This is a genomic window from Pseudomonas sp. R25(2017) (assembly GCF_002112565.1).
Classification (GTDB): domain Bacteria; phylum Pseudomonadota; class Gammaproteobacteria; order Pseudomonadales; family Pseudomonadaceae; genus Aquipseudomonas; species Aquipseudomonas ekonensis.
In genome coordinates this window covers 257,965-275,696 of the sequence record NZ_NEHZ01000004.1, presented here as the reverse complement: position 1 = coordinate 275,696, position 17,732 = coordinate 257,965, and the positions used below count along the sequence as shown (strand labels likewise).

Here is a 17,732-nt window from a genome sequence, read left to right as displayed (position 1 = left end):
CTCACAGGTTGTATTGCTTGCGCTTGCGGTACAGGGTCGAGGCGTCGATGCCCAGTGTCTTGGCCGCCTGGTCGAGGGTGCCGGCGGTGGCCAGCACCGCGCCGATGTGGGCCCGCTCCAGTTCGTCGAGGCTCAGGGCGGCGCCGATCCGCGGCGTATTGGCGGCCGGTTGCTCGGCCATGCCCAAGTGGCTGATTTCCACCCGCTCCTGAGGGCAAATGATGCTGGCGCGCTCGACCACGTTGCGCAGCTCCCGGATGTTGCCCGGCCAGCGGTAGCTGAGCATCGCCTCGCGGGCCTCGTCGCTGAACACCCGGGCCGGACGCGCGTATTCCTTGACGAAACGGGCCAGGAAACGCTCGGCCAGGGTGAGGATGTCCTCGCTTCGTTCACGCAGCGGCGGCAGGTGCAGGGTGATGACGTTCAGGCGGTACAGCAGATCCTCGCGGAAACGCCCGTCACGCACCATGTCTTCCAGGTTGAGGTTGGTGGCTGCCAAGATCCTCACATCGGCGCGCCGAGTGACCGGATCCCCTACCCGCTCGTATTCCTTGTCTTGAATGAAACGCAGCAGTTTCGGCTGCAAGGTCAGGGGAAAATCGCCGATCTCGTCGAGAAACAGCGTGCCGCCGTCGGCCTGGTTGACTCGCCCGAGCGTGCTCTCGCTGGCGCCGGTGAACGCGCCGCGGCTGTGCCCGAACAGTTCGCTTTCCATCAGTTCGGCGTTCAGCGACGGGCAGTTGACCGTGACGCAGGACTTCTTCTCGCGCTTGCTCCAGCCATGGATGGCCCGGGCCAGCTCGCCCTTGCCGGTGCCGGACTCGCCCAGGATCAGGATGTTGGCATCGGTGCCCGCCACTTGGCGCGCGGTCTCCAGCACCACCTTCATTGCCGGGCTGTGGGAGTCGAGGCCGTCCTTCGACTGGCGGATTTCGCCTTCGAGGGCTTCCAGGCGTGCCGAGAGCCGGCGCACTTCCAGTTGCTTGGCCGTGGCCAAGCGCAACTGATCGGGGCTGCACGGCTTGACCAGGTAATCGGCGGCGCCGGCCTGGATCGCATCCACCGCGGTGTCGACCGCCGAATGGGCGGTGACGATCACCACCCGCATCCACGGCGCCTGAACGCGCATCTGCGCCAGGACGTCCAGACCGTTGTCCTCGCCCAGGCGCAGATCCAGAAAGCACAAGTCGAACACCTGCCGCTGCAGCAGCGCATCGGCCTGGGCGGCGCTGGTGGCGGTGGCCACCGTATAGCCCTCGTCTTCGAGGCAATAGCGGAACGTTCGCAGGATGGCGGATTCATCGTCCACCAGCAGAATGCGGCCTTGATGCTCAGTGGCTGATTCCATTTTTCCTACGCTCCATAAGTGAATGTCTTGGTTTAGTCCCGGAAAAATCGGGCAAGTTGCATGGTCGATTCTGATCGATTCCAGTCATGGCAGGGTAGCTCCCTCCTGCCCTTACGGCTAATCCGCTGATTTTTCTGACTTTTGCGGTCGATCACGGATTTCGCCATTACCTCCCGCCTCATTTCTGACATCCGCGCCCCGCCATCCATTCAAAAAGAATGAAATGTCTGTCGGAGCGGTCGTGCAATTCGCACGACGGTGACAGGCGGCATCGTGCAGGATGCGTCGTCATTTTCCTTGATTGATTTTATAAGTTATTGATTTTATTGATTATTTTTGATCAAAAAAAGCTGGCATGCGCTCTGCAAAGACTCCCTCAGACCGGGCAGACATCGATCGCCCCAACGAATAAGAGTGAGGACACCAGGATGACTCGCCCAAGCGCCACCACCGCTCGCCTCTCGTCCCTGCAGATCCAGCAAGGCCTGTTCGGCCTGCTCGCGCTGTTGGTCACCCTGATCGCGTGCCAGCAATACCTGCGCTGGGAACAGAGCCAGACGCCTGAACCCCTGATCTCGATCCAACACCCCGTACAGACCCATTTCAGCGCGGTCGCCAGCCGCCAGGCCGAGGACGTCGCGCTGCGCATGGTCGACGTCGACCAGCCGCAACCGCTGGATCAGGCGCCCCGCGAAGAACGCTGGATCTTTTGAATGAATCTGGGCGTCGAACGCCGAGACGGGCAACACCCTTAAAACAGAAGTGAGGAGAATCATCATGTTGAGCTGGGCAATCACCTTCCTGATCATTGCCATCATCGCCGCCGTGCTGGGCTTCGGTGGTATCGCGGGCACTGCCACGGGCATCGCCAAGATTCTCTTTGTCGTGTTCCTGGTGATGTTCATCGCGTCCTTCATCTTCGGCCGCCGCGGCCGAGGCTGACCATGAGCGTCGTGAAGACACTGGCGGCCGCCCTGCTCATGGGCGGCTGCGCCATGGCGATGGCGGCCAATGATGGCCAGACGCGCGTCAACGAGCTGCTCAATGCCGACCCCCAATACCGGGACACCTGGCAAAAAGTGGTGAAGAAAGAGGAACGCCTGCCGGAATGGGTGATGAACCTCTCCGGAGCGCCGCAGCAGCAAATGAATGCCGTCGAAGAGGATGGCGACCAGTACCTGGTGGGGCCGCTGTGCGAGACCGAGCAGACCTGCCTGAACCACCGCCTGATCGTCGCCTTCAGCTTCGACAAGAAGCAGGCCTACGCCCTGCTGGTCGATGTGCCGGAGGGGCTGCCGGCGGACAAGTCGCCGACGCGGCATGCCACTTACCGATTCCTGGGCAAGCCCGATGAAGGCATGCAGGGACTGCTGACCGAAACGCTGAGGAAGGATCCGAACTGGTATTGAACATGAGGGCAGCGCCAAGCTGCCCTTCATTGCGCCCGCCCGAGGAAGGCCGGCGCATGGCCAAGGGGCCGGGACGTTCTGACTGTTGCAGGGTCGGAGTGACCTACGGGTACAGGGAGTGCCTGCGATGAGGGCCGGGCCAGGGCAATGAAGCTGCGCGCAAGTTCGCCGGCCCGTCCGAGGTCCGACGGACTTGCCGAAAGCTTCGAACGCGCCAAACGTTGATCTAGAGCGTCCTGCTCACCGTTGAATCGTTCAGACTGTGGCGAAAACCGTTTCGCCGTGTTTCGCGGCGACCGTATATCGATAAAGAACCCGATTTCACATCGGGCCTTTTCGTTTTCCGTTGTAGGTTTTTTCCCAAATTTTCTTCCGATTCAGGACACCGTAAAAACAAGCCAGCTACGCTGAAATGGCCGGTTCACGGCGCTTATGCCTGCTTGAATGTCGCAATCGAACCGCTTGGGACGCCAGTTTCAATTGAAAAATCTCATGCCGATTCGGCATAGGGTAGTCGCTTACGGCATTAGACGGCGCAACCCCGCATCGGAATAGTTGCGCCTTTTTTCGCCTGCCGGAGAGCGTAATCATGCGCTCCGGAGCACCTTATACGGAGGCAGATGCACAGACTTTTGCGCCGAGCGCGTTCCAGTTCCTGCATGTGCCTGAGTCAAACGCAAGTAAGGGTAAAAATAATGAAGAAGGCAAAGCTCAGCCTCGCCTGGCAAATCCTGATCGGTCTCGTATTGGGGATTGCCATTGGCGCGTTGCTCAACCACTTCAGCGCCGAAAAGGCCTGGTGGATCAGCAACGTCCTGCAACCGGCAGGCGATATCTTTATCCGTCTGATCAAGATGATCGTGATCCCGATCGTCATTTCCTCCCTTATCGTCGGCATCGCCGGCGTGGGCGACGCCAAGAAGCTCGGGCGCATCGGTCTGAAGACCATCATCTACTTCGAGATCGTCACCACCATCGCCATCGTCGTCGGCCTGCTGCTGGCCAACGTGTTCCATCCGGGTGCCGGCATCGACATGAGCACCCTGGGCACCGTGGACATCTCCAAGTACAAGGCCACCGCCGCCGAAGTACAGCATGAACACGCGTTCATCGAGACCATCCTCAACCTGATCCCGTCGAACATCTTCGCGGCCATGGCCCGCGGCGAGATGCTGCCGATCATCTTCTTCTCCGTGCTGTTCGGCCTCGGTCTGTCGAGCCTGCAGTCGGACCTGCGCGAACCGCTGGTGAAGATGTTCCAGGGCGTCTCGGAAAGCATGTTCAAAGTCACCCACATGATCATGAACTACGCCCCGATCGGCGTGTTCGCCCTGATCGCGGTGACCGTGGCCAACTTCGGTTTCGCCTCGCTGCTGCCGCTGGCCAAGCTGGTGATCCTGGTTTACGTCGCCATCGCGTTCTTCGGCTTCGTGGTGCTGGGCCTGATCGCTCGCCTGTTCGGCTTCTCGGTGATCAAGCTGATGCGCATCTTCAAGGATGAGCTGGTGCTGGCCTACTCCACCGCTTCGTCCGAAACCGTGCTGCCGCGCGTGATCGAGAAGATGGAAGCCTACGGCGCGCCGAAGGCCATCTGCAGCTTCGTGGTGCCGACCGGCTACTCGTTCAACCTTGACGGCTCGACCCTGTACCAGAGCATCGCGGCGATCTTCATCGCCCAGCTGTACGGCATCGACCTGTCGATCAGCCAGCAGCTGCTGCTGGTGCTGACCCTGATGGTCACCTCCAAAGGCATCGCCGGCGTGCCGGGCGTGTCCTTCGTGGTGCTGCTGGCCACCCTGGGCAGCGTCGGCATTCCGCTGGAAGGCCTGGCGTTCATCGCCGGCGTCGACCGCATCATGGACATGGCGCGCACCGCCCTGAACGTGATCGGCAACGCCCTGGCCGTGCTGGTCATCGCCCGTTGGGAAGGCATGTACGACGACGCCAAGGGCCAGCGCTACTGGAACTCCCTGCCGCACTGGCGCAGCAAGGACAAGGTTCCGGCGGCCCAGGCCACCAAGAACTGACACACGCCCTGCTGGCTTCCTGCAGTCAGCGGCCGCACAAACAAACCCCGGATCATTTCCGGGGTTTGTCGTTTTCGGCAGCCCCGCTATCATTCGCCGCATCTTCCGGGGGAATTTGACTGATGCTTAACGGCCTGTGGCTTGGCTTCTTCATCGTGGCGGCCGTGTCGGCGCTGGCGCAGTGGCTGGTGGGCGGCAACGCCGGGATCTTCGCGGCGATGGTCGAAAGCATCTTCGCCATGGCCAAGCTGTCGGTCGAGGTCATGGTGCTGCTGTTCGGCACCCTCACCCTGTGGCTGGGCTTCCTGCGCATCGCCGAGAAGGCCGGCATCGTCGAATGGCTGGCCAAGGCCCTGGGCCCACTGTTCCTGCGCCTGATGCCGGAAGTGCCGCCGGGCCATCCGGCCATCGGCCTGATCACCCTCAACTTCGCCGCCAACGGCCTGGGCCTGGACAACGCCGCCACCCCCATCGGCCTCAAGGCCATGAAGGCCCTGCAGGAGCTCAACCCCAGCGCCACCGTGGCCAGCAACGCGCAGATCCTGTTCCTGGTGCTCAACGCCTCATCCCTGACCCTGCTGCCGGTCACCATTTTCATGTACCGCGCCCAGCAAGGCGCGCCAGACCCGACCCTGGTGTTCCTGCCGATCCTGCTGGCCACCAGTTGCTCGACCATCGTCGGCTTTCTCTCGGTGGCGGTCATGCAGCGCCTGCGTATCTGGGATCCGGTGGTGCTGGCCTACCTGCTGCCCGGCGCGCTGATCCTCGGCGGCTTCATGGCGCTGCTGGCGACGATGTCCGCCACGGCGTTGGCCGGATTGTCGTCGATCCTCGGCAATCTGACGCTGTTCGGCTTGATCATGCTGTTTCTGGTGATCGGCGCGCTGCGCAAGGTGAAGGTGTACGAAGCGTTCGTCGAAGGGGCCAAAGAGGGCTTCGACGTGGCCAAGAACCTGTTGCCGTACCTGGTGGCCATGCTTTGCGCCATCGGCGTGCTGCGGGCCTCCGGGGCGCTGGACTTCGGCCTCGACGGGATCCGCCACCTGGTGCAGTGGGCCGGCTGGGACACCCGTTTCGTCGATGCGCTGCCGACGGCGATGGTCAAGCCGTTCTCCGGCAGCGCCGCGCGGGCGATGCTGATCGAGACCATGAAGACCTCCGGCGTGGACAGCTTCCCGGCGCTGGTGGCGGCGACGATCCAGGGCAGCACCGAGACCACGTTCTACGTGCTGGCGGTGTACTTCGGCGCGGTGGGCATCCAGCGGGCGAGGCACGCGGTGGGGTGTGCGCTGCTGGCGGAGTTGGCCGGCGTGCTCGGCGCCATCGGCGTGTGCTACTGGTTCTTCGGCTGATCGCCGATCTGAGACGAAAGCCGGACTGCCGGCGATTGCCCGTAGGCCGACAGGCCGCCATCGCCAGCAGGGCTGGCTCCCAGAGGATTCTGTGCGGTGCTCAAGGCCGGGGTTGCGATGCGAATCGCTGGCCTTGCTCCACCGCCCACGCCACCACCTTCGCGGTCAGGCGGTCGCTGGCCTGGCCGAACCCGGCGACTGCCGCCGGCACCTTTACATCGCTCAGCGGCTGGCGTTCCTCGAAGCGGCGGCTGGCGAGGATGCGCTGGTCGTAGCCACGCACCAGCAACGCATCCAGGCGCACCACGACGCTGGCGCCGTTGCCCTCATATTCCGTCTGAAACGCTTGCAGGCTGCCGCCCAGCTCCAGGTCCGCCTGGAAGTTGCTGTCGTCGGTGCTCAGCAGCGACACCCGGCCGTCACGCTGGAAACCGTCGAGCAGGCGGTTGCGCAGCAGCACCGGCGCCGGGTCGCTCCAGCGCGAGGCCTTGTAGGTGCTGATCACGTCGCCCTGAGGGATCACGGCGATGCCCGGCCGGTTCAGCGCTTCGCTGGCCTGCAGTTTGTTCAGGCGCAGCGACCAGTGCTGGACGGCCGCCGGGCCGGTCGGGGCGGGAGCCTGGGCGGCGGGCAGGCGGTAGACGTCCAGCGGCTCCGGCTTGGGCAGGATCGAACACGAAGCGGCCAGCACGAAACCGGCGAAAAGGGCGAGGCGGGTCGGCTTCATGGGGTGAATTCCTTGTTCTTGTCGTTGCCCAGCAGGTAGCCGCTGGGGTTGGCCTCCAGGCGTTGGGAGATGGCGCGCAGCGAGCTCAAGGTTTCGCGCAGTTCCCGCACCGCCGGCGCCAGGCCGTTGAGGCCTTGCAGGCCACTGTCCAGGGACGTCTGGTTCTTGCTCAGCAGGCCGTTGATCGTGGCGCTGCTTTGCTCCAGGGATTTCATCGCCTGCTCGGCGCTGCCCAGAGCCTGCTTGCCCTGATCGTTGAGCAGGCCGTTGGCGTTGCGCATCAGCGCCGACGTCTGTTCGAGCATGCTGCCGGCCTGTTTGCCCACCGCCGCCAGTTGCTGCATGGCCTGGCGCAGGTCGCCGCGCTGGTCGTTGATCGCGCCGGTGGTCTGTTCCAGGTGGGCGAGGGTGTTGCTGATGCGCTCGACGTTCTGCGCCGAAAACATCTGGTTGGCGTTGTGCAGCAGCTCGTTGACCCCGGTCATCAGGTCGTTGCTGTCATTGAGCAGGCGGGAGATGGGCGAGGGTGTGGCGACGATGGTCGGCAGCTTGCCGTCGCGGCCCTTGAGGTTCGGGCTCTGCGGCGTGCCGCCGCTGAGCTGGATGATCGAGGTGCCGGTGATGCCGGTCAGGGCCAGCTTGGCCAGGGTGTCTTCCTTGATCGGGGTGTCGCCGCCCAGGCGGATCCGCGCCAGCACCCGGCGCGGGTCTTCCGGATCAAGCCTGAGGCTGACCACGTCGCCGACCTTGATCCCGCTGTACTGCACCGCGCTGCCCTTGGACAGGCCGCTGACCGCCTCGTTGAACACCACTTCGTAATCCTTGAACTCGGTGTCGACGCTGGACTTGGCCAAAAACAGGCCGAAGAGCAGGGCGCCCGCCACCACGATCACGGTGAACAGGCCGATCAACACATGATGGGCTCGGGTTTCCATGTCAGACCTCGTTGAGCTGTGAAGCGGCGCCGAGCGCCGAGCGGCCCCGGGGGCCGTGGAAGTATTCGTGGATCCACGCGTCGTCGGTTTCCGAGACCTGGTCGATCGGCCCGGCCACCAGCACCTTCTTCTGCGCCAGCACCGCCACGCGGTCGGTGATGGTGTAGAGCGTGTCCAGGTCGTGGGTCACCAGAAACACGCTCAGGCCCAGGGCGTCGCGCAGGGTCAGGATCAGTTGGTCGAACGCGGCGGCGCCGATCGGGTCGAGCCCGGCGGTGGGCTCGTCGAGGAACAGGATGTCCGGATCCAGCGCCAGCGCCCGGGCCAGCGCCGCGCGCTTGATCATGCCGCCGGACAGGGATGCGGGGTACTTGTCCGCCGCCGACAGCGGCAGCCCGGCCAGCGCCAGCTTCACCGCCGCCAGGTGTTCGGCGTCGTCGCGGCTCAGGCCCGCGTGCTCGATCAGGGGCAGGGCGACGTTCTCGGTCACGGTCAGCGAGGAGAACAGCGCGCCCTTCTGGAACAGCACGCCGAAACGCCGCTCGATCAGCGAGCGCTCGTGCTCCGGCAGGCTCGGCAGGTTCTGGCCGAACACCGTGACGTTGCCTTCGCTGGGCCGGCGCAGGCCGACGATGCTGCGCAGCAGCACCGACTTGCCGCTGCCGGAGCCGCCGACCACGGCCAGGATCTCGCCCTTGTACAGGTCCAGGTCCAGGTTCTCATGCACGCTCTGGCGGCCGAAACGGTTGCACAGGCCACGAACTTCGATGACCGCCTCGGCGGGCGCGCGGGGTGGACGGCTCACCAGCTCATCTCCATGAAGAACAGGGCGGCCACCGCGTCGAACACGATGACCACGAAAATCGACTGCACCACGCTGGAGGTGGTGTGGGCGCCGACCGATTCGGCGCTGCCGCTGACCTTGAAGCCTTCGAGGCAGCCGATCGCCGCGATGATGAACGCGAAGACCGGCGCCTTCACCAGCCCCACCAGGAAGTGCTGTACGCCGATGTCGGTCTGCAGCAGCGACAGGAACATCGCCGGGGAAATCCCCAGCGACACCGCGCAGACCACACCGCCGCCGACGATGCCGCAGAGCATCGCCAGGAACGTCAGCATCGGCAGGGCCACCAGCAGCGCCAGCACCCGGGGCACCACCAGCAGTTCCATCGGGTCGAGCCCGAGGGTGCGGATCGCGTCGATCTCTTCGTTGGCCTTCATCGAACCGATCTGCGCGGTGAAGGCGCTGGCAGTGCGGCCGGCCATCAGGATCGCGGTCAGCAACACGCCGAATTCGCGCAGGAAGGAGAACGCCACCAGATCCACGGTGAAGATGCTCGCGCCGAAACCGGCCAGCACCGTCGCCCCGAGGAACGCCACCACGGCGCCTACCAGGAAGGTCAGCAGGGCGACGATGGGCGCGGCGTCGAGGCCGGTCTGCTCGATATGCGCCACCACCGGGGTGATCCGCCAGCGCTTGGGCCTAAGCAGGCTGCGGGCGATGGTTTCCAGGATCAGGCCGATGAAGCCCAGCAGTTGCAGGGTGTCTTGCCAGACCGTGTCCACCGCGCGGCCGATGCGGGTCAGCAGTTGCACGCTGACGCTGATTTCCGGTTCCTTGACCGGCACGCAGAAGTCGGTCAGCGAGCGGTACACCGTCTGCAGCAACGCACGGTCGGCGTTGGAGAGGGTGCAGTCGGGGTGTTCGGCGGACTGGCCCAGGCGTTCGGAACCGAGCAGTTCCACCAGCAACGAGGCGCCGGCGGTGTCGAGGGCGCCGAGGCCGTTGAGGTCGATGGGGGTGTCGGCGCCGTACTGGCCGCGCAGCGTTTGGCACAGGTGCTTGAGCCCGGCGTAGTGGGCCAGCGTCCAGTCGCCCGTGACCCGCAGGCGGGCAGGGGTGAGCGTGGTGTCCAGCCGGGCGTTGCCGGCCATCGGGCTGCTGGTCATAGGCTCCGTGCGTGTGCGGCTGTTACGGGAACCTACGTAATAGCACGAACCCGATTACTTTTCTTTGGCCGGTGTGCTGTCCGGGACGGTGAAACGCAGCACGCCGATCACCTGGCCGTCCTCGGTCAACACCCGCACCTGCCATTTGCCCGCCGGGTCGGCCGGGAAGTTCTGCTTGTGCGTCCACGCCCGGTAGCCTTCCTTGCGCCCGCCGTGGATGTCGAGGGCGATGCGGTCGACCTCTTTGCCGTTGAACTGCCACACGTGATAGATCCGCTCGTCCAGCCCCCGCGGCGCGCTGATCGCGGTGTAGGCGTAGAGCCCGCCGTTGCGGATCTGCTCGACGCTGACCTCTTCGAGGCTGTCGCCGGGGGTGCGGTCCTGCAGTTGGGTGCTGATCGCCACGTCCGTCATCCACAGCGTGGCCGGCGGCACCCACGAACGCAGCACCCAGCCGACGGCGCCGATGCCCAGGGTGATGCTGAGGATGGCCAGCGCGTTGCGCACGGTGCGGATCGGGAAGATCGACGCCAGGCTGGGGAACGACAGCGCCACGGCGATGCCCAGCGCCCATTTGAAGCTCTGCGAGGTGGTCAGGTGCAGGATCACCGGCAGCGCGGTGAGGAGGGCGGCGAACAGGGTCAGGGTGTGCAGCGCCAGAAACGCCCAGCGCCGCCGCGCCAGCCATTTGTAGTAGAGCGGGTCGGTGATCGAAATGAACGCGGCGATGCTCAGCAGGCCGGTGAACACCAGTTGGCCGCTGTTCCAGGTCGTGGTGATGAAAAAGAACGGCAGGACGAAGAACAGGCTTTCCTGGTGGATCATCTGCGTGGCGTAGCGCAGCAGCGGTTCGGGGATCTCGCGCTTGAAGATCCGGGTGAACAGCTGGGTGAGGCTGTTTTCCAGCATCAGCCAGATCCAGCTCAGCAGCATGATCGTGGCGATCCAGCTGGCCAGCCCTTGCTGGCGGTCCACCAGGATGAAGCTGCCGGCCCCCGAGATGAAACCGCCGAGCGCAATGACCCCGGGATAGCGCTTCATCAGTTCGAGGATGCGCTGGATCAGCTGGGTCAGTTTGAGCATGGGGGCAGTTCGCGGCGGTCGAGGAAAAACTGCGACAGAGTACCGCCCGCCGGGCGCCGTGGCGAGGCTGCCGATCAGTAAAATCAGCGGACAGGCCCCTGTGGGAGCCGGCCTGCCGGCGATGGCTTCGTGTCAGCCCCATCACCGTTGCATGACACACCGCGATCGCCAGCAGGCTGGCTCCTACAGGATCAGCGGTTGTCAGGCTTGCGGTGGCGCAGGCGCCAGCCCAGCACGATCAGCAGCAGGGCGCCCAGGCCGCCGCCCAGCAGCCACAGCACCTGGTCGTCGCCGAGCAGCGGCTTCTCGATCCGCAGGTAGCCGGGCTGCAGCAGCAGTTCGCGCATCGCCTTGTTCGCCGCCGCAAGCGTCACCCCTTGCAGCTCCCGGGCGGGGTCGGCGAAGCGGCCGTCCTCGTAGTCGCCCAAGGCGCTCCAGTAATAGTCGGCCAGCGCGCTGTTGCCCTGCACGGCCCAGGCCTGGTGGGCGATGGCCGCCTGCTTGAGGCGGGCGAAGGTGTCGGGATCCAGGCCGTCCCTGAGCAGGTCGGCCTTGAGCCCCTCCAGTTCGCGTTCGGCCTGGGCGATGTCGTCGCGATCCACATCGGCGTTGAGGCTCATGAAGCCGACGCCGCCGAACACCTCGCGCTCGGCCCACGGCCCGTAGGACAGCGCGTGGTCCAGGCGCAAGCGGCGGTACAGCGCCCAGTCCAGGTAGTTCTTGAGCAGGTCGAAGGTTTCGTCGTACTGGTCGTCCAGCACCGGTTCGGGCACCAGCCAGTGCAGCTTGGCGCCGTTGCCGATGAAGCCGCGCATCAGCGTGCGCTCGTGGGCGGCGCTGCTGCTGATGTCCGGCAGCGTCCGGTGCTCGCTGGGGTCGACCGGCTCCAGCGCGCCCCAGGCCCGTTCCAGATAGGCCGGCAGCAGCCGGTCGAGCTCGCCGACCACGATCAGGGTCATGTTGTTGGGCGCGTACCAGGCCTTGCGCACCTTCTGCAGCTGCTCGCGGGTCAGGCCGTCGACCTCGGCCCGCTGCGGGCATTTGAGCCCCAGTTCCACCGCCAGTTGATTGCTCGCGCTGTGGCCCAGGTCCTGGCGGTCGAGCCAGCGCCGCAGGTGCGTGTAGTGGCCGCCGTCCTCGCGCTCGACCACACGCTTGGCCGCGTCGATCGCGTTGTCGTCGATGCGCGTGCGGGTCAGCAGGTCCAGCAGCAGGTCGAGCACCTTGCGCTGGTTCTTCGCCGGCGCCTCGATGACGAACGTGGTGTCGGCGTTGCTGGTGAAGGCGTTCCATTCACCGCCCAGGGCCTGCATGCGCTCCTCGAGGCCGCCTTCACCGGTGGCGTCGGTGCCGCTGAACAGCAGGTGTTCGAGCAGGTGCGGCAGTTCCTTTTCGTCGCAGCCGAAATCGTCGATGCCGACCCCGACCACCAGCCGGATCGCCACATGCCCGCGCTCGGTGCCGGGCTTGAGCAGCACCTGCAGGCCGTTGGGCAGGGCGTAGCCTTCGACCTGGAAGCGATCCAGGGCCAGGGCGGGCAGGGAACCGAGCAGCAGGCAGGCGAACAGCAGGCGACGCATAACGAGTTTCCGTACGGCTGAAAGGGGGATCCGGGGTGCCTGAAAGGCCCTCACCGCCAGCAGGCTGGCTCCCGCAGGGGGATGGGGTACCAATGAGGGCCTGAAGGCCGGATCACTGTAACTGACTGGCCACGGTTGCAGACGTTCAAGGCGAATGCGTGATGTCCGTCATGTCGTCCGCCGCCAGCGCGCCGGTGTCCGACGTCTCCAGTACCACATAGGCGCTGCCGCAGAACAGTGAATTGAGCCGTTTCATGTCCGCGATCAGTTCCAGGTGCAGCGAGCTGGTTTCGATGCTCTGCACGATCTTGCGCTGCAGGCGGCTGACGTGGGCGTGGGCCAGGCGCCGCTCCTGGGCGCGGAACCGGCGCTTCTCCCGCAGCAGTTGGCGCGCGCTTTCCTTGTCGCCGCTGAGGAACACCGACAGCCCCAGCCGCAGGTTGGCGATCAGCTGAGCCTGCAGCCCGGCCAGTTCCTCCAGCCCGTCCTCGGAGAACGAACGGCGTTGGGACGTCTTTTGCTGCTGCACCTTGCGCAGCATGCGTTCGATCAGGTCGGCGGCCAGCTTGAGGTTGATCGCCAGTTCGATGATTTCCGCCCAGCGCCGGCTGTCCTGTTCGCCCAGGTCTTCCCGGGGCATCTGCGCCAGGTACAGCTTGATCGCGCTGTACAGCGCCTCGACGTCATCGGTCAGCCGGCGCACTTCCTGGGTCACGGCGGTCTGCTTGCCGCGCAGCGCATCGAGGGCGGCGTCGAGCATGTTGTCGATCAGGTCGCCCATGCGCAGGGTTTCCCGGGCGGCGTTGGCCAGGGCCAGGCTCGGCGTGGTCAGCGCCGTCGGATCGAGGTGGCGGGGCCGGGCGGTGCCGTTGGCCTGTTCGCGCTCCGGCAGCAGCCAGGCGCACAGCCGCGCCATCGGCCCGACGCTGGGCAACAGCACCAGGCAGCGCACGGTGTTGTAGAGCAGGTGGAAGCCGATGACCATTTCCTGGGCGCTGAAATCCAGGCTGTCCAGCCAGTGCACCAACGGGTCGAGCACCGGAATGATCAGCAGCAGCCCGATCAGCTTGTACAGCAGGCTGCCCAGCGCCACCTGCCGGCCGGCGGCGTTCTGCATGCTGGCGCTCATGAACGCCAGCACGCCGCTGCCGATGTTGGCGCCGATCACCAAGCCGATCGCCACCGGCAGGCTGATCACGTTGGCGCCGGCCAGGGTCGCGGTCAGCAGCACGGCGGCGAGGCTGGAATAGGAAACCATCGCGAACAACGCACCGACCAGGGCGTCGAGCAGGATGTCTCCGGTCAGCGAGGCGAAGATCACCTTCACCCCTTGGGCATGGGTGATCGGCGTGGCCGCCTCGACGATCAGCTGCAGCGCCAGAATGATCAGCCCCAGGCCGATGGCGACCCGGCCCATCTGGCCCAGCCGCGTCTGCTTGCGCGACAGGAAGAAGATCACCCCGATGAAGATCAGCAGCGGCGACAGCCACGACAGGTCGAAGGTCAGCACCCGTGCCATCAGCGCCGTACCGACGTCGGCGCCGAGCATGGTGGCCAGGGCCGGGGTCAGCGCCATCAGGCCCTGGCCGACGAAGGAGGTGACGAGCATGGCGGTGGCGTTGCTGCTCTGCACCATCGCGGTCACGACGATGCCGGCGATGAAGGCCAGCCAGCGCTTGGACATGTTCTGGCCGATGACGTGGCGCAGGTTGGAGCCGTAGACCCGCAGGATCCCGGTGCGGACGATGTGCGTGCCCCAGATCAGCAGGGCCACGGCGGAAAGCAGATTGAGCAGGGTGAGCATTGCAGGCCCCCTGTGATGACGGCGCCCCAGAGGGGCAAGTGGACGGTGCCGCGCGTTTTCTACGAGTTGTGTTTAAGCTGTAGTCGGCTAACGGTCTGGGCGCCAGCATCGCACAGCCCAAGCGTCGATTGAAACAAAAGCGTCATGAAACCCGAACCCGGCCCCACCGCAAAAACAGTGGGAGCGAGCCTGCTCGCGATGGGGCCGTCACGTTCGACCGTTGGGTCGACTGACAGACCGCCATCGCGGGCAAACCCGCTCCCACAGGGTATTGCGCGTGACCTGACGGGTTACTGGCCCGGCACGTCCTTGCGCAGCTTCACCGGTTCCTGCTGCTGTTTCTTCCTCGCGATCGCGCCGCGCATCTTGATGTTGATCGCTTCGACGGCCAGCGAGAACGCCATGGCGAAGTAGACGTAGCCCTTAGGCACATGCACGTCGAACGCTTCGGCGATCAGCACGGTGCCGACCACCAGCAGGAACGACAGCGCGAGCATCTTCAGCGACGGGTGCTTGTCGATGAACTCGCTGATCTTGCCCGAGGCCAGCATCATCACCAGCACGGCCACGACGATCGCAGCGACCATGACCGGCACGTGGGAGACCATGCCCACGGCGGTGATGACCGAGTCCAGGGAGAACACGATGTCGATGATCGCGATCTGGATGATCGTGTAGAAGAAATTGCCGCCCTTGCCCGAAGGCGCGTCGTCGCTTTCGTCTTCGCCCTCCAGCGCGTGGTACATCTCCTGGGAGCTTTTCCACAGCAGGAACAGACCGCCGAAGAACAGGATCAGGTCGCGGCCGGAAATGCCCTGGCCGAACACCACAAACAGGTCGGCGGTCAGGCGCATGACCCAGGTGATCGACAGCAGCAACAGGATCCGGGTGATCATGGCCAGGCCCAGGCCGAAGATCCGGGTGCGGGCCTGCATGTGCTTGGGCATGCGGCTGACCAGGATCGAAATCATGATGATGTTGTCGATCCCCAGGACGATCTCCAGGGCGGTCAGGGTGAAGAAGGCAACCCAGATCTCAGGGTTGGTCAGCCATTCCATGTGTATTCCTTTGAGCGAGTGTTAAACCACGACGCCAGCATGGAGCTGGCGGCGTGGAAGATTGGTGCCGTTGCAGTTACAGAGTGCTGAACAGCGGAAAAGTCCCCAACAGCAACGCGGCCGCCAGTATGCACAGGCAGACCAGCACTGCCCACTTGAGCGTGAAGCGCTGGTGGTCGCCGAACTCGATCCCGGCCAGGGCCACCAGCAGGTAGGTGGACGGCACCAGCGGGCTGAGCAGGTGGACGGGCTGGCCGACGATCGAGGCACGGGCCATTTCCACCGCGGTGATGCCGTAATGGCTGGCCGCTTCGGACAGCACCGGCAGCACGCCGTAATAGAACGCGTCGTTCGACATGAAGAACGTGAACGGCATGCTCACCAGCGCCGTGATCACCGCCAGGTAAGGGCCCAGGAAATCCGGGATCACCGCCAACAGGCTCTTGGACATGGCGTCGACCATGCCGGTGCCCGACAGGATACCGGTGAAGATGCCCGCCGCGAAGATCAGGCTGACCACTGACAGCACGCTGCCGGCGTGGGCCGCGACACGGTCCTTCTGCTGCTGCAGGCAAGGGTAGTTGACGATCATCGCGATGCTGAACGCGACCATGAACAGCACCGGCAGCGGCAGCAGGCCGGCGATCAGGGTGCACATCAGGGCCAGGGTCAGCAGGCCGTTGAACCAGATCAGCTTCGGACGGCGGGCGTCCGGGAACTGCGAGACGCTGATTTCGCTGTGGTCGATCTCGTCGCCGACCAGGTGCAGCTCGCCCAGGCGCGCTCGCTCACGCTTGCCGTAGAAGTAGGCGATGACCAGGATCGCCACCACGCCGGCGGCCATGGCCGGGATCATCGGCACGAAGATGTCCGACGGATCCACGTGCAGCGCACTGGCGGCACGGGCGGTCGGGCCTCCCCACGGGGTCATGTTCATCACGCCGCCGGCGAGGATGATCAGGCCGGCCATGATCCGCGGGCTCATGCCGATGCGGCTGTACAGCGGCAGCATGGCGGCCACGCAGATCATGTAGGTGGTCGCGCCGTCGCCGTCCAGGGACACGACGAGCGCCAGGACGGCGGTGCCGACCGACACCTTCAGCGGGTCGCCCTTGACCAGCTTGAGGATCTTGCGCACGGCCGGGTCGAACAGGCCGGAGTCGATCATCAGGGCGAAATACAGGATGGCGAACATCAGCATCACGCCGGTCGGCGCAAGCTTGGTGATGCCTTCGAGCATCATCGGGCCGATCTTCGGCGCAAAGCCGCCGAACAGCGCGAACAGGATCGGGATGATGATCAGGGCGATCAGCGCGGACAGGCGCTTGGTCATGATCAGGAACATGAACGTGATGACCATGGCGAAGCCAAGGAAAGTCAGCATGGGAATACTCCAGGCGTAGCGCGGCTAGGGAATGGGCGGACCTTGGGGGATCAGCGCAGAACGGGAAGCACGGAACGTACGGGCGGAGTGACAGCGAGGAGGCGGGTTGCAGAGGACATCAGAATCACCATTGTTGTTGTTAATTGGGCCGGGCGGGCGAGGTTGCGCACGCATTGGCCAGCCGGTCTGGTGCCGGCAGTGGGGGCGATCCTAATCGGGGAAGCTTTCAGCCAGCTTTCGCCGGCGAAAGCTTTGGGCGAACGGCCAACCGGCCGTCGGAAGCGGCTAGAGTCAACGGATCCGGGCACGGGAGGGAAAGGCCATGAACGAACTGCACCACGGCGGATGCCACTGCGGACACATCCGCTATCAGATCAGCGGGCCCCTGCATGACATCGCCCACTGCCATTGCTCGATCTGCCGACGGGTCAGCGGCGGCATCGTCACCACGTGGCTGACGGCGCCGGCGGCGGATTTCCGCTGGCTGGCCGGCACGCCGGTGCACTATGCGTCGTCGGACACCTGCACGCGGTTCTTCTGCCCGCAGTGCGGGGCGCAGCTGGCGCTGGCGACGCGGCTGAGCCCCGAGAGCATCGACGTCACCGTCGCCACCCTCGACCACCCGGAACAGGCGCCGGCCGACCGGCACATCTGGACCGACAGCCGGCTGCCGTGGCTGCACCTGGACGAGCACCTGCCGCAAGAGCCGGAAGAAACCCTCTGATCAAAAAATGGACAGGTTCAGCGGCCGCACCGCACCCATCCAGATCGCGTGCTCGGTGTGGTCGAGCAGGTCGTCGCCGGTGTCCGGGTGCAGGAACACCACCAGCCCCTTGCGGTTGAGCGCCAGCCAAGGCAACACATCCCCCAAGAGCTCGGGGCCGAACGCCAGTTGGCAGCTCCAGTCCGGGTGCGGGCCGACCGGGCGCTCGTGCATCCGGCCCATTTTCAGGGGAAACCGTTGCGCGGCCTGCTCGCACAGGGCCCGGGCCTGCTCGATCGTGCCGGCATCGTAGTAGATGTGGGCGTGATAACCCTTGATCTGTTGCATCTGCAATCCTCTGCATCGAAATTG

Annotated in this window: 17 protein-coding genes; 6 read left to right on the top strand and 11 right to left on the bottom strand. The window is 65.0% G+C overall.

What is annotated here, in order from left to right; all coding sequences use genetic code 11:
* Position 1: 1 nt before the first annotated feature.
* Positions 2–1,348, bottom strand: a complete 1,347-nt coding sequence (gene algB / locus CAG31_RS07270) for a sigma-54-dependent response regulator transcription factor AlgB (RefSeq protein ID WP_085579371.1) — start codon at positions 1,346–1,348, stop codon at positions 2–4.
* Positions 1,349–1,776: 428 nt separating this feature from the next.
* On the opposite strand from algB, the gene CAG31_RS07265 reads away from it, so the two are divergent.
* From CAG31_RS07265 to CAG31_RS07245, 5 genes are all read left to right on the top strand, one after another.
* Positions 1,777–2,061: a hypothetical protein gene (locus CAG31_RS07265; RefSeq protein ID WP_085579368.1), complete on the top strand. Its 285-nt coding sequence runs from the start codon at positions 1,777–1,779 to the stop codon at positions 2,059–2,061.
* A 64-nt stretch (positions 2,062–2,125) separates the two neighbouring features.
* The gene (locus CAG31_RS07260; protein WP_085579366.1) at positions 2,126–2,290 is read left to right on the top strand and encodes a DUF1328 domain-containing protein; all 165 of its coding nucleotides are present in this window, start codon (positions 2,126–2,128) and stop codon (positions 2,288–2,290) included.
* Positions 2,291–2,292: 2 nt separating this feature from the next.
* On the top strand, positions 2,293–2,757 hold the full coding sequence (locus CAG31_RS07255; RefSeq protein WP_085579364.1) for an inhibitor of vertebrate lysozyme family protein: 465 nt from the start codon (positions 2,293–2,295) through the stop codon (positions 2,755–2,757).
* Between the two features lie 695 nt (positions 2,758–3,452).
* Positions 3,453–4,784 (top strand): glutamate/aspartate:proton symporter GltP, encoded by a 1,332-nt coding sequence (gltP, locus tag CAG31_RS07250; RefSeq protein ID WP_085579362.1) that lies wholly within the window; start codon positions 3,453–3,455, stop codon positions 4,782–4,784.
* A 122-nt stretch (positions 4,785–4,906) separates the two neighbouring features.
* Entirely contained in the window at positions 4,907–6,136 is a 1,230-nt protein-coding gene (locus CAG31_RS07245; RefSeq protein ID WP_085579360.1) for a nucleoside recognition domain-containing protein, read from the top strand.
* Between the two features lie 100 nt (positions 6,137–6,236).
* Here CAG31_RS07245 and CAG31_RS07240 read toward each other — a convergent pair whose 3' ends face one another.
* The 9 genes from CAG31_RS07240 to CAG31_RS07200 form a co-directional block, all read right to left on the bottom strand.
* The gene (locus tag CAG31_RS07240; protein ID WP_085579358.1) at positions 6,237–6,863 is read right to left on the bottom strand and encodes an ABC-type transport auxiliary lipoprotein family protein; all 627 of its coding nucleotides are present in this window, start codon (positions 6,861–6,863) and stop codon (positions 6,237–6,239) included.
* Positions 6,860–7,798, bottom strand: coding sequence for an MlaD family protein (locus CAG31_RS07235; RefSeq protein ID WP_085579356.1), 939 nt, complete (start codon positions 7,796–7,798; stop codon positions 6,860–6,862). Before CAG31_RS07235 ends, CAG31_RS07240 begins: the two co-directional genes overlap by 4 nt.
* A gap of 1 nt (position 7,799) precedes the next feature.
* Complete coding sequence (locus CAG31_RS07230; RefSeq protein WP_085579354.1) at positions 7,800–8,603, bottom strand: ABC transporter ATP-binding protein; 804 nt, start codon at positions 8,601–8,603, stop codon at positions 7,800–7,802.
* Entirely contained in the window at positions 8,600–9,748 is a 1,149-nt protein-coding gene (locus CAG31_RS07225; protein WP_085579352.1) for an ABC transporter permease, read from the bottom strand. The genes CAG31_RS07230 and CAG31_RS07225 overlap by 4 nt, the downstream gene beginning before the upstream one ends.
* A gap of 54 nt (positions 9,749–9,802) precedes the next feature.
* Positions 9,803–10,831 (bottom strand): DUF5924 family protein, encoded by a 1,029-nt coding sequence (locus CAG31_RS07220; RefSeq protein ID WP_085579350.1) that lies wholly within the window; start codon positions 10,829–10,831, stop codon positions 9,803–9,805.
* 191 nt (positions 10,832–11,022) lie between these two features.
* The gene (locus CAG31_RS07215) at positions 11,023–12,411 is read right to left on the bottom strand and encodes a pitrilysin family protein (RefSeq protein ID WP_085579348.1); all 1,389 of its coding nucleotides are present in this window, start codon (positions 12,409–12,411) and stop codon (positions 11,023–11,025) included.
* 145 nt (positions 12,412–12,556) lie between these two features.
* The gene (locus tag CAG31_RS07210; RefSeq protein ID WP_085579346.1) at positions 12,557–14,215 is read right to left on the bottom strand and encodes a Na/Pi cotransporter family protein; all 1,659 of its coding nucleotides are present in this window, start codon (positions 14,213–14,215) and stop codon (positions 12,557–12,559) included.
* 290 nt (positions 14,216–14,505) lie between these two features.
* Positions 14,506–15,273 carry a TerC family protein gene (locus CAG31_RS07205; RefSeq protein WP_085579344.1) on the bottom strand — a complete coding sequence of 256 codons (768 nt, stop codon included), beginning with the start codon at positions 15,271–15,273 and terminating at the stop codon, positions 14,506–14,508.
* Positions 15,274–15,349: 76 nt separating this feature from the next.
* Positions 15,350–16,657: a CitMHS family transporter gene (locus CAG31_RS07200; protein ID WP_085579342.1), complete on the bottom strand. Its 1,308-nt coding sequence runs from the start codon at positions 16,655–16,657 to the stop codon at positions 15,350–15,352.
* Positions 16,658–16,979: 322 nt separating this feature from the next.
* On the opposite strand from CAG31_RS07200, the gene CAG31_RS07195 reads away from it, so the two are divergent.
* Positions 16,980–17,381, top strand: coding sequence for a GFA family protein (locus tag CAG31_RS07195; RefSeq protein WP_085579340.1), 402 nt, complete (start codon positions 16,980–16,982; stop codon positions 17,379–17,381).
* Here the strand turns inward: CAG31_RS07195 and CAG31_RS07190 are convergent, their stop codons facing one another.
* A complete protein-coding gene (locus CAG31_RS07190; RefSeq protein WP_085579338.1) occupies positions 17,382–17,708 on the bottom strand; it encodes a DOPA 4,5-dioxygenase family protein in 327 nt (108 codons plus the stop codon).
* Positions 17,709–17,732: the final 24 nt, after the last annotated feature.

Bases quoted from the DNA above. Each gene is read 5' to 3' on its own strand.
- CAG31_RS07225 (WP_085579352.1), bottom strand. From the start codon at position 9,748: ATGACCAGCAGCCCGATGGCCGGCAACGCCCGGCTGGACACCACGCTC.
- CAG31_RS07240 (WP_085579358.1), bottom strand. From the start codon at position 6,863: ATGAAGCCGACCCGCCTCGCCCTTTTCGCCGGTTTCGTGCTGGCCGCT.
- CAG31_RS07265 (WP_085579368.1), top strand. From the start codon at position 1,777: ATGACTCGCCCAAGCGCCACCACCGCTCGCCTCTCGTCCCTGCAGATC.
- CAG31_RS07235 (WP_085579356.1), bottom strand. From the start codon at position 7,798: ATGGAAACCCGAGCCCATCATGTGTTGATCGGCCTGTTCACCGTGATC.
- CAG31_RS07210 (WP_085579346.1), bottom strand. From the start codon at position 14,215: ATGCTCACCCTGCTCAATCTGCTTTCCGCCGTGGCCCTGCTGATCTGG.
- CAG31_RS07245 (WP_085579360.1), top strand. From the start codon at position 4,907: ATGCTTAACGGCCTGTGGCTTGGCTTCTTCATCGTGGCGGCCGTGTCG.
- CAG31_RS07195 (WP_085579340.1), top strand. From the start codon at position 16,980: ATGAACGAACTGCACCACGGCGGATGCCACTGCGGACACATCCGCTAT.
- CAG31_RS07215 (WP_085579348.1), bottom strand. From the start codon at position 12,411: ATGCGTCGCCTGCTGTTCGCCTGCCTGCTGCTCGGTTCCCTGCCCGCC.
- CAG31_RS07205 (WP_085579344.1), bottom strand. From the start codon at position 15,273: ATGGAATGGCTGACCAACCCTGAGATCTGGGTTGCCTTCTTCACCCTG.
- algB (WP_085579371.1), bottom strand. From the start codon at position 1,348: ATGGAATCAGCCACTGAGCATCAAGGCCGCATTCTGCTGGTGGACGAT.
- CAG31_RS07255 (WP_085579364.1), top strand. From the start codon at position 2,293: ATGAGCGTCGTGAAGACACTGGCGGCCGCCCTGCTCATGGGCGGCTGC.
- CAG31_RS07200 (WP_085579342.1), bottom strand. From the start codon at position 16,657: ATGCTGACTTTCCTTGGCTTCGCCATGGTCATCACGTTCATGTTCCTG.
- CAG31_RS07220 (WP_085579350.1), bottom strand. From the start codon at position 10,831: ATGCTCAAACTGACCCAGCTGATCCAGCGCATCCTCGAACTGATGAAG.
- gltP (WP_085579362.1), top strand. From the start codon at position 3,453: ATGAAGAAGGCAAAGCTCAGCCTCGCCTGGCAAATCCTGATCGGTCTC.
- CAG31_RS07260 (WP_085579366.1), top strand. From the start codon at position 2,126: ATGTTGAGCTGGGCAATCACCTTCCTGATCATTGCCATCATCGCCGCC.
- CAG31_RS07190 (WP_085579338.1), bottom strand. From the start codon at position 17,708: ATGCAACAGATCAAGGGTTATCACGCCCACATCTACTACGATGCCGGC.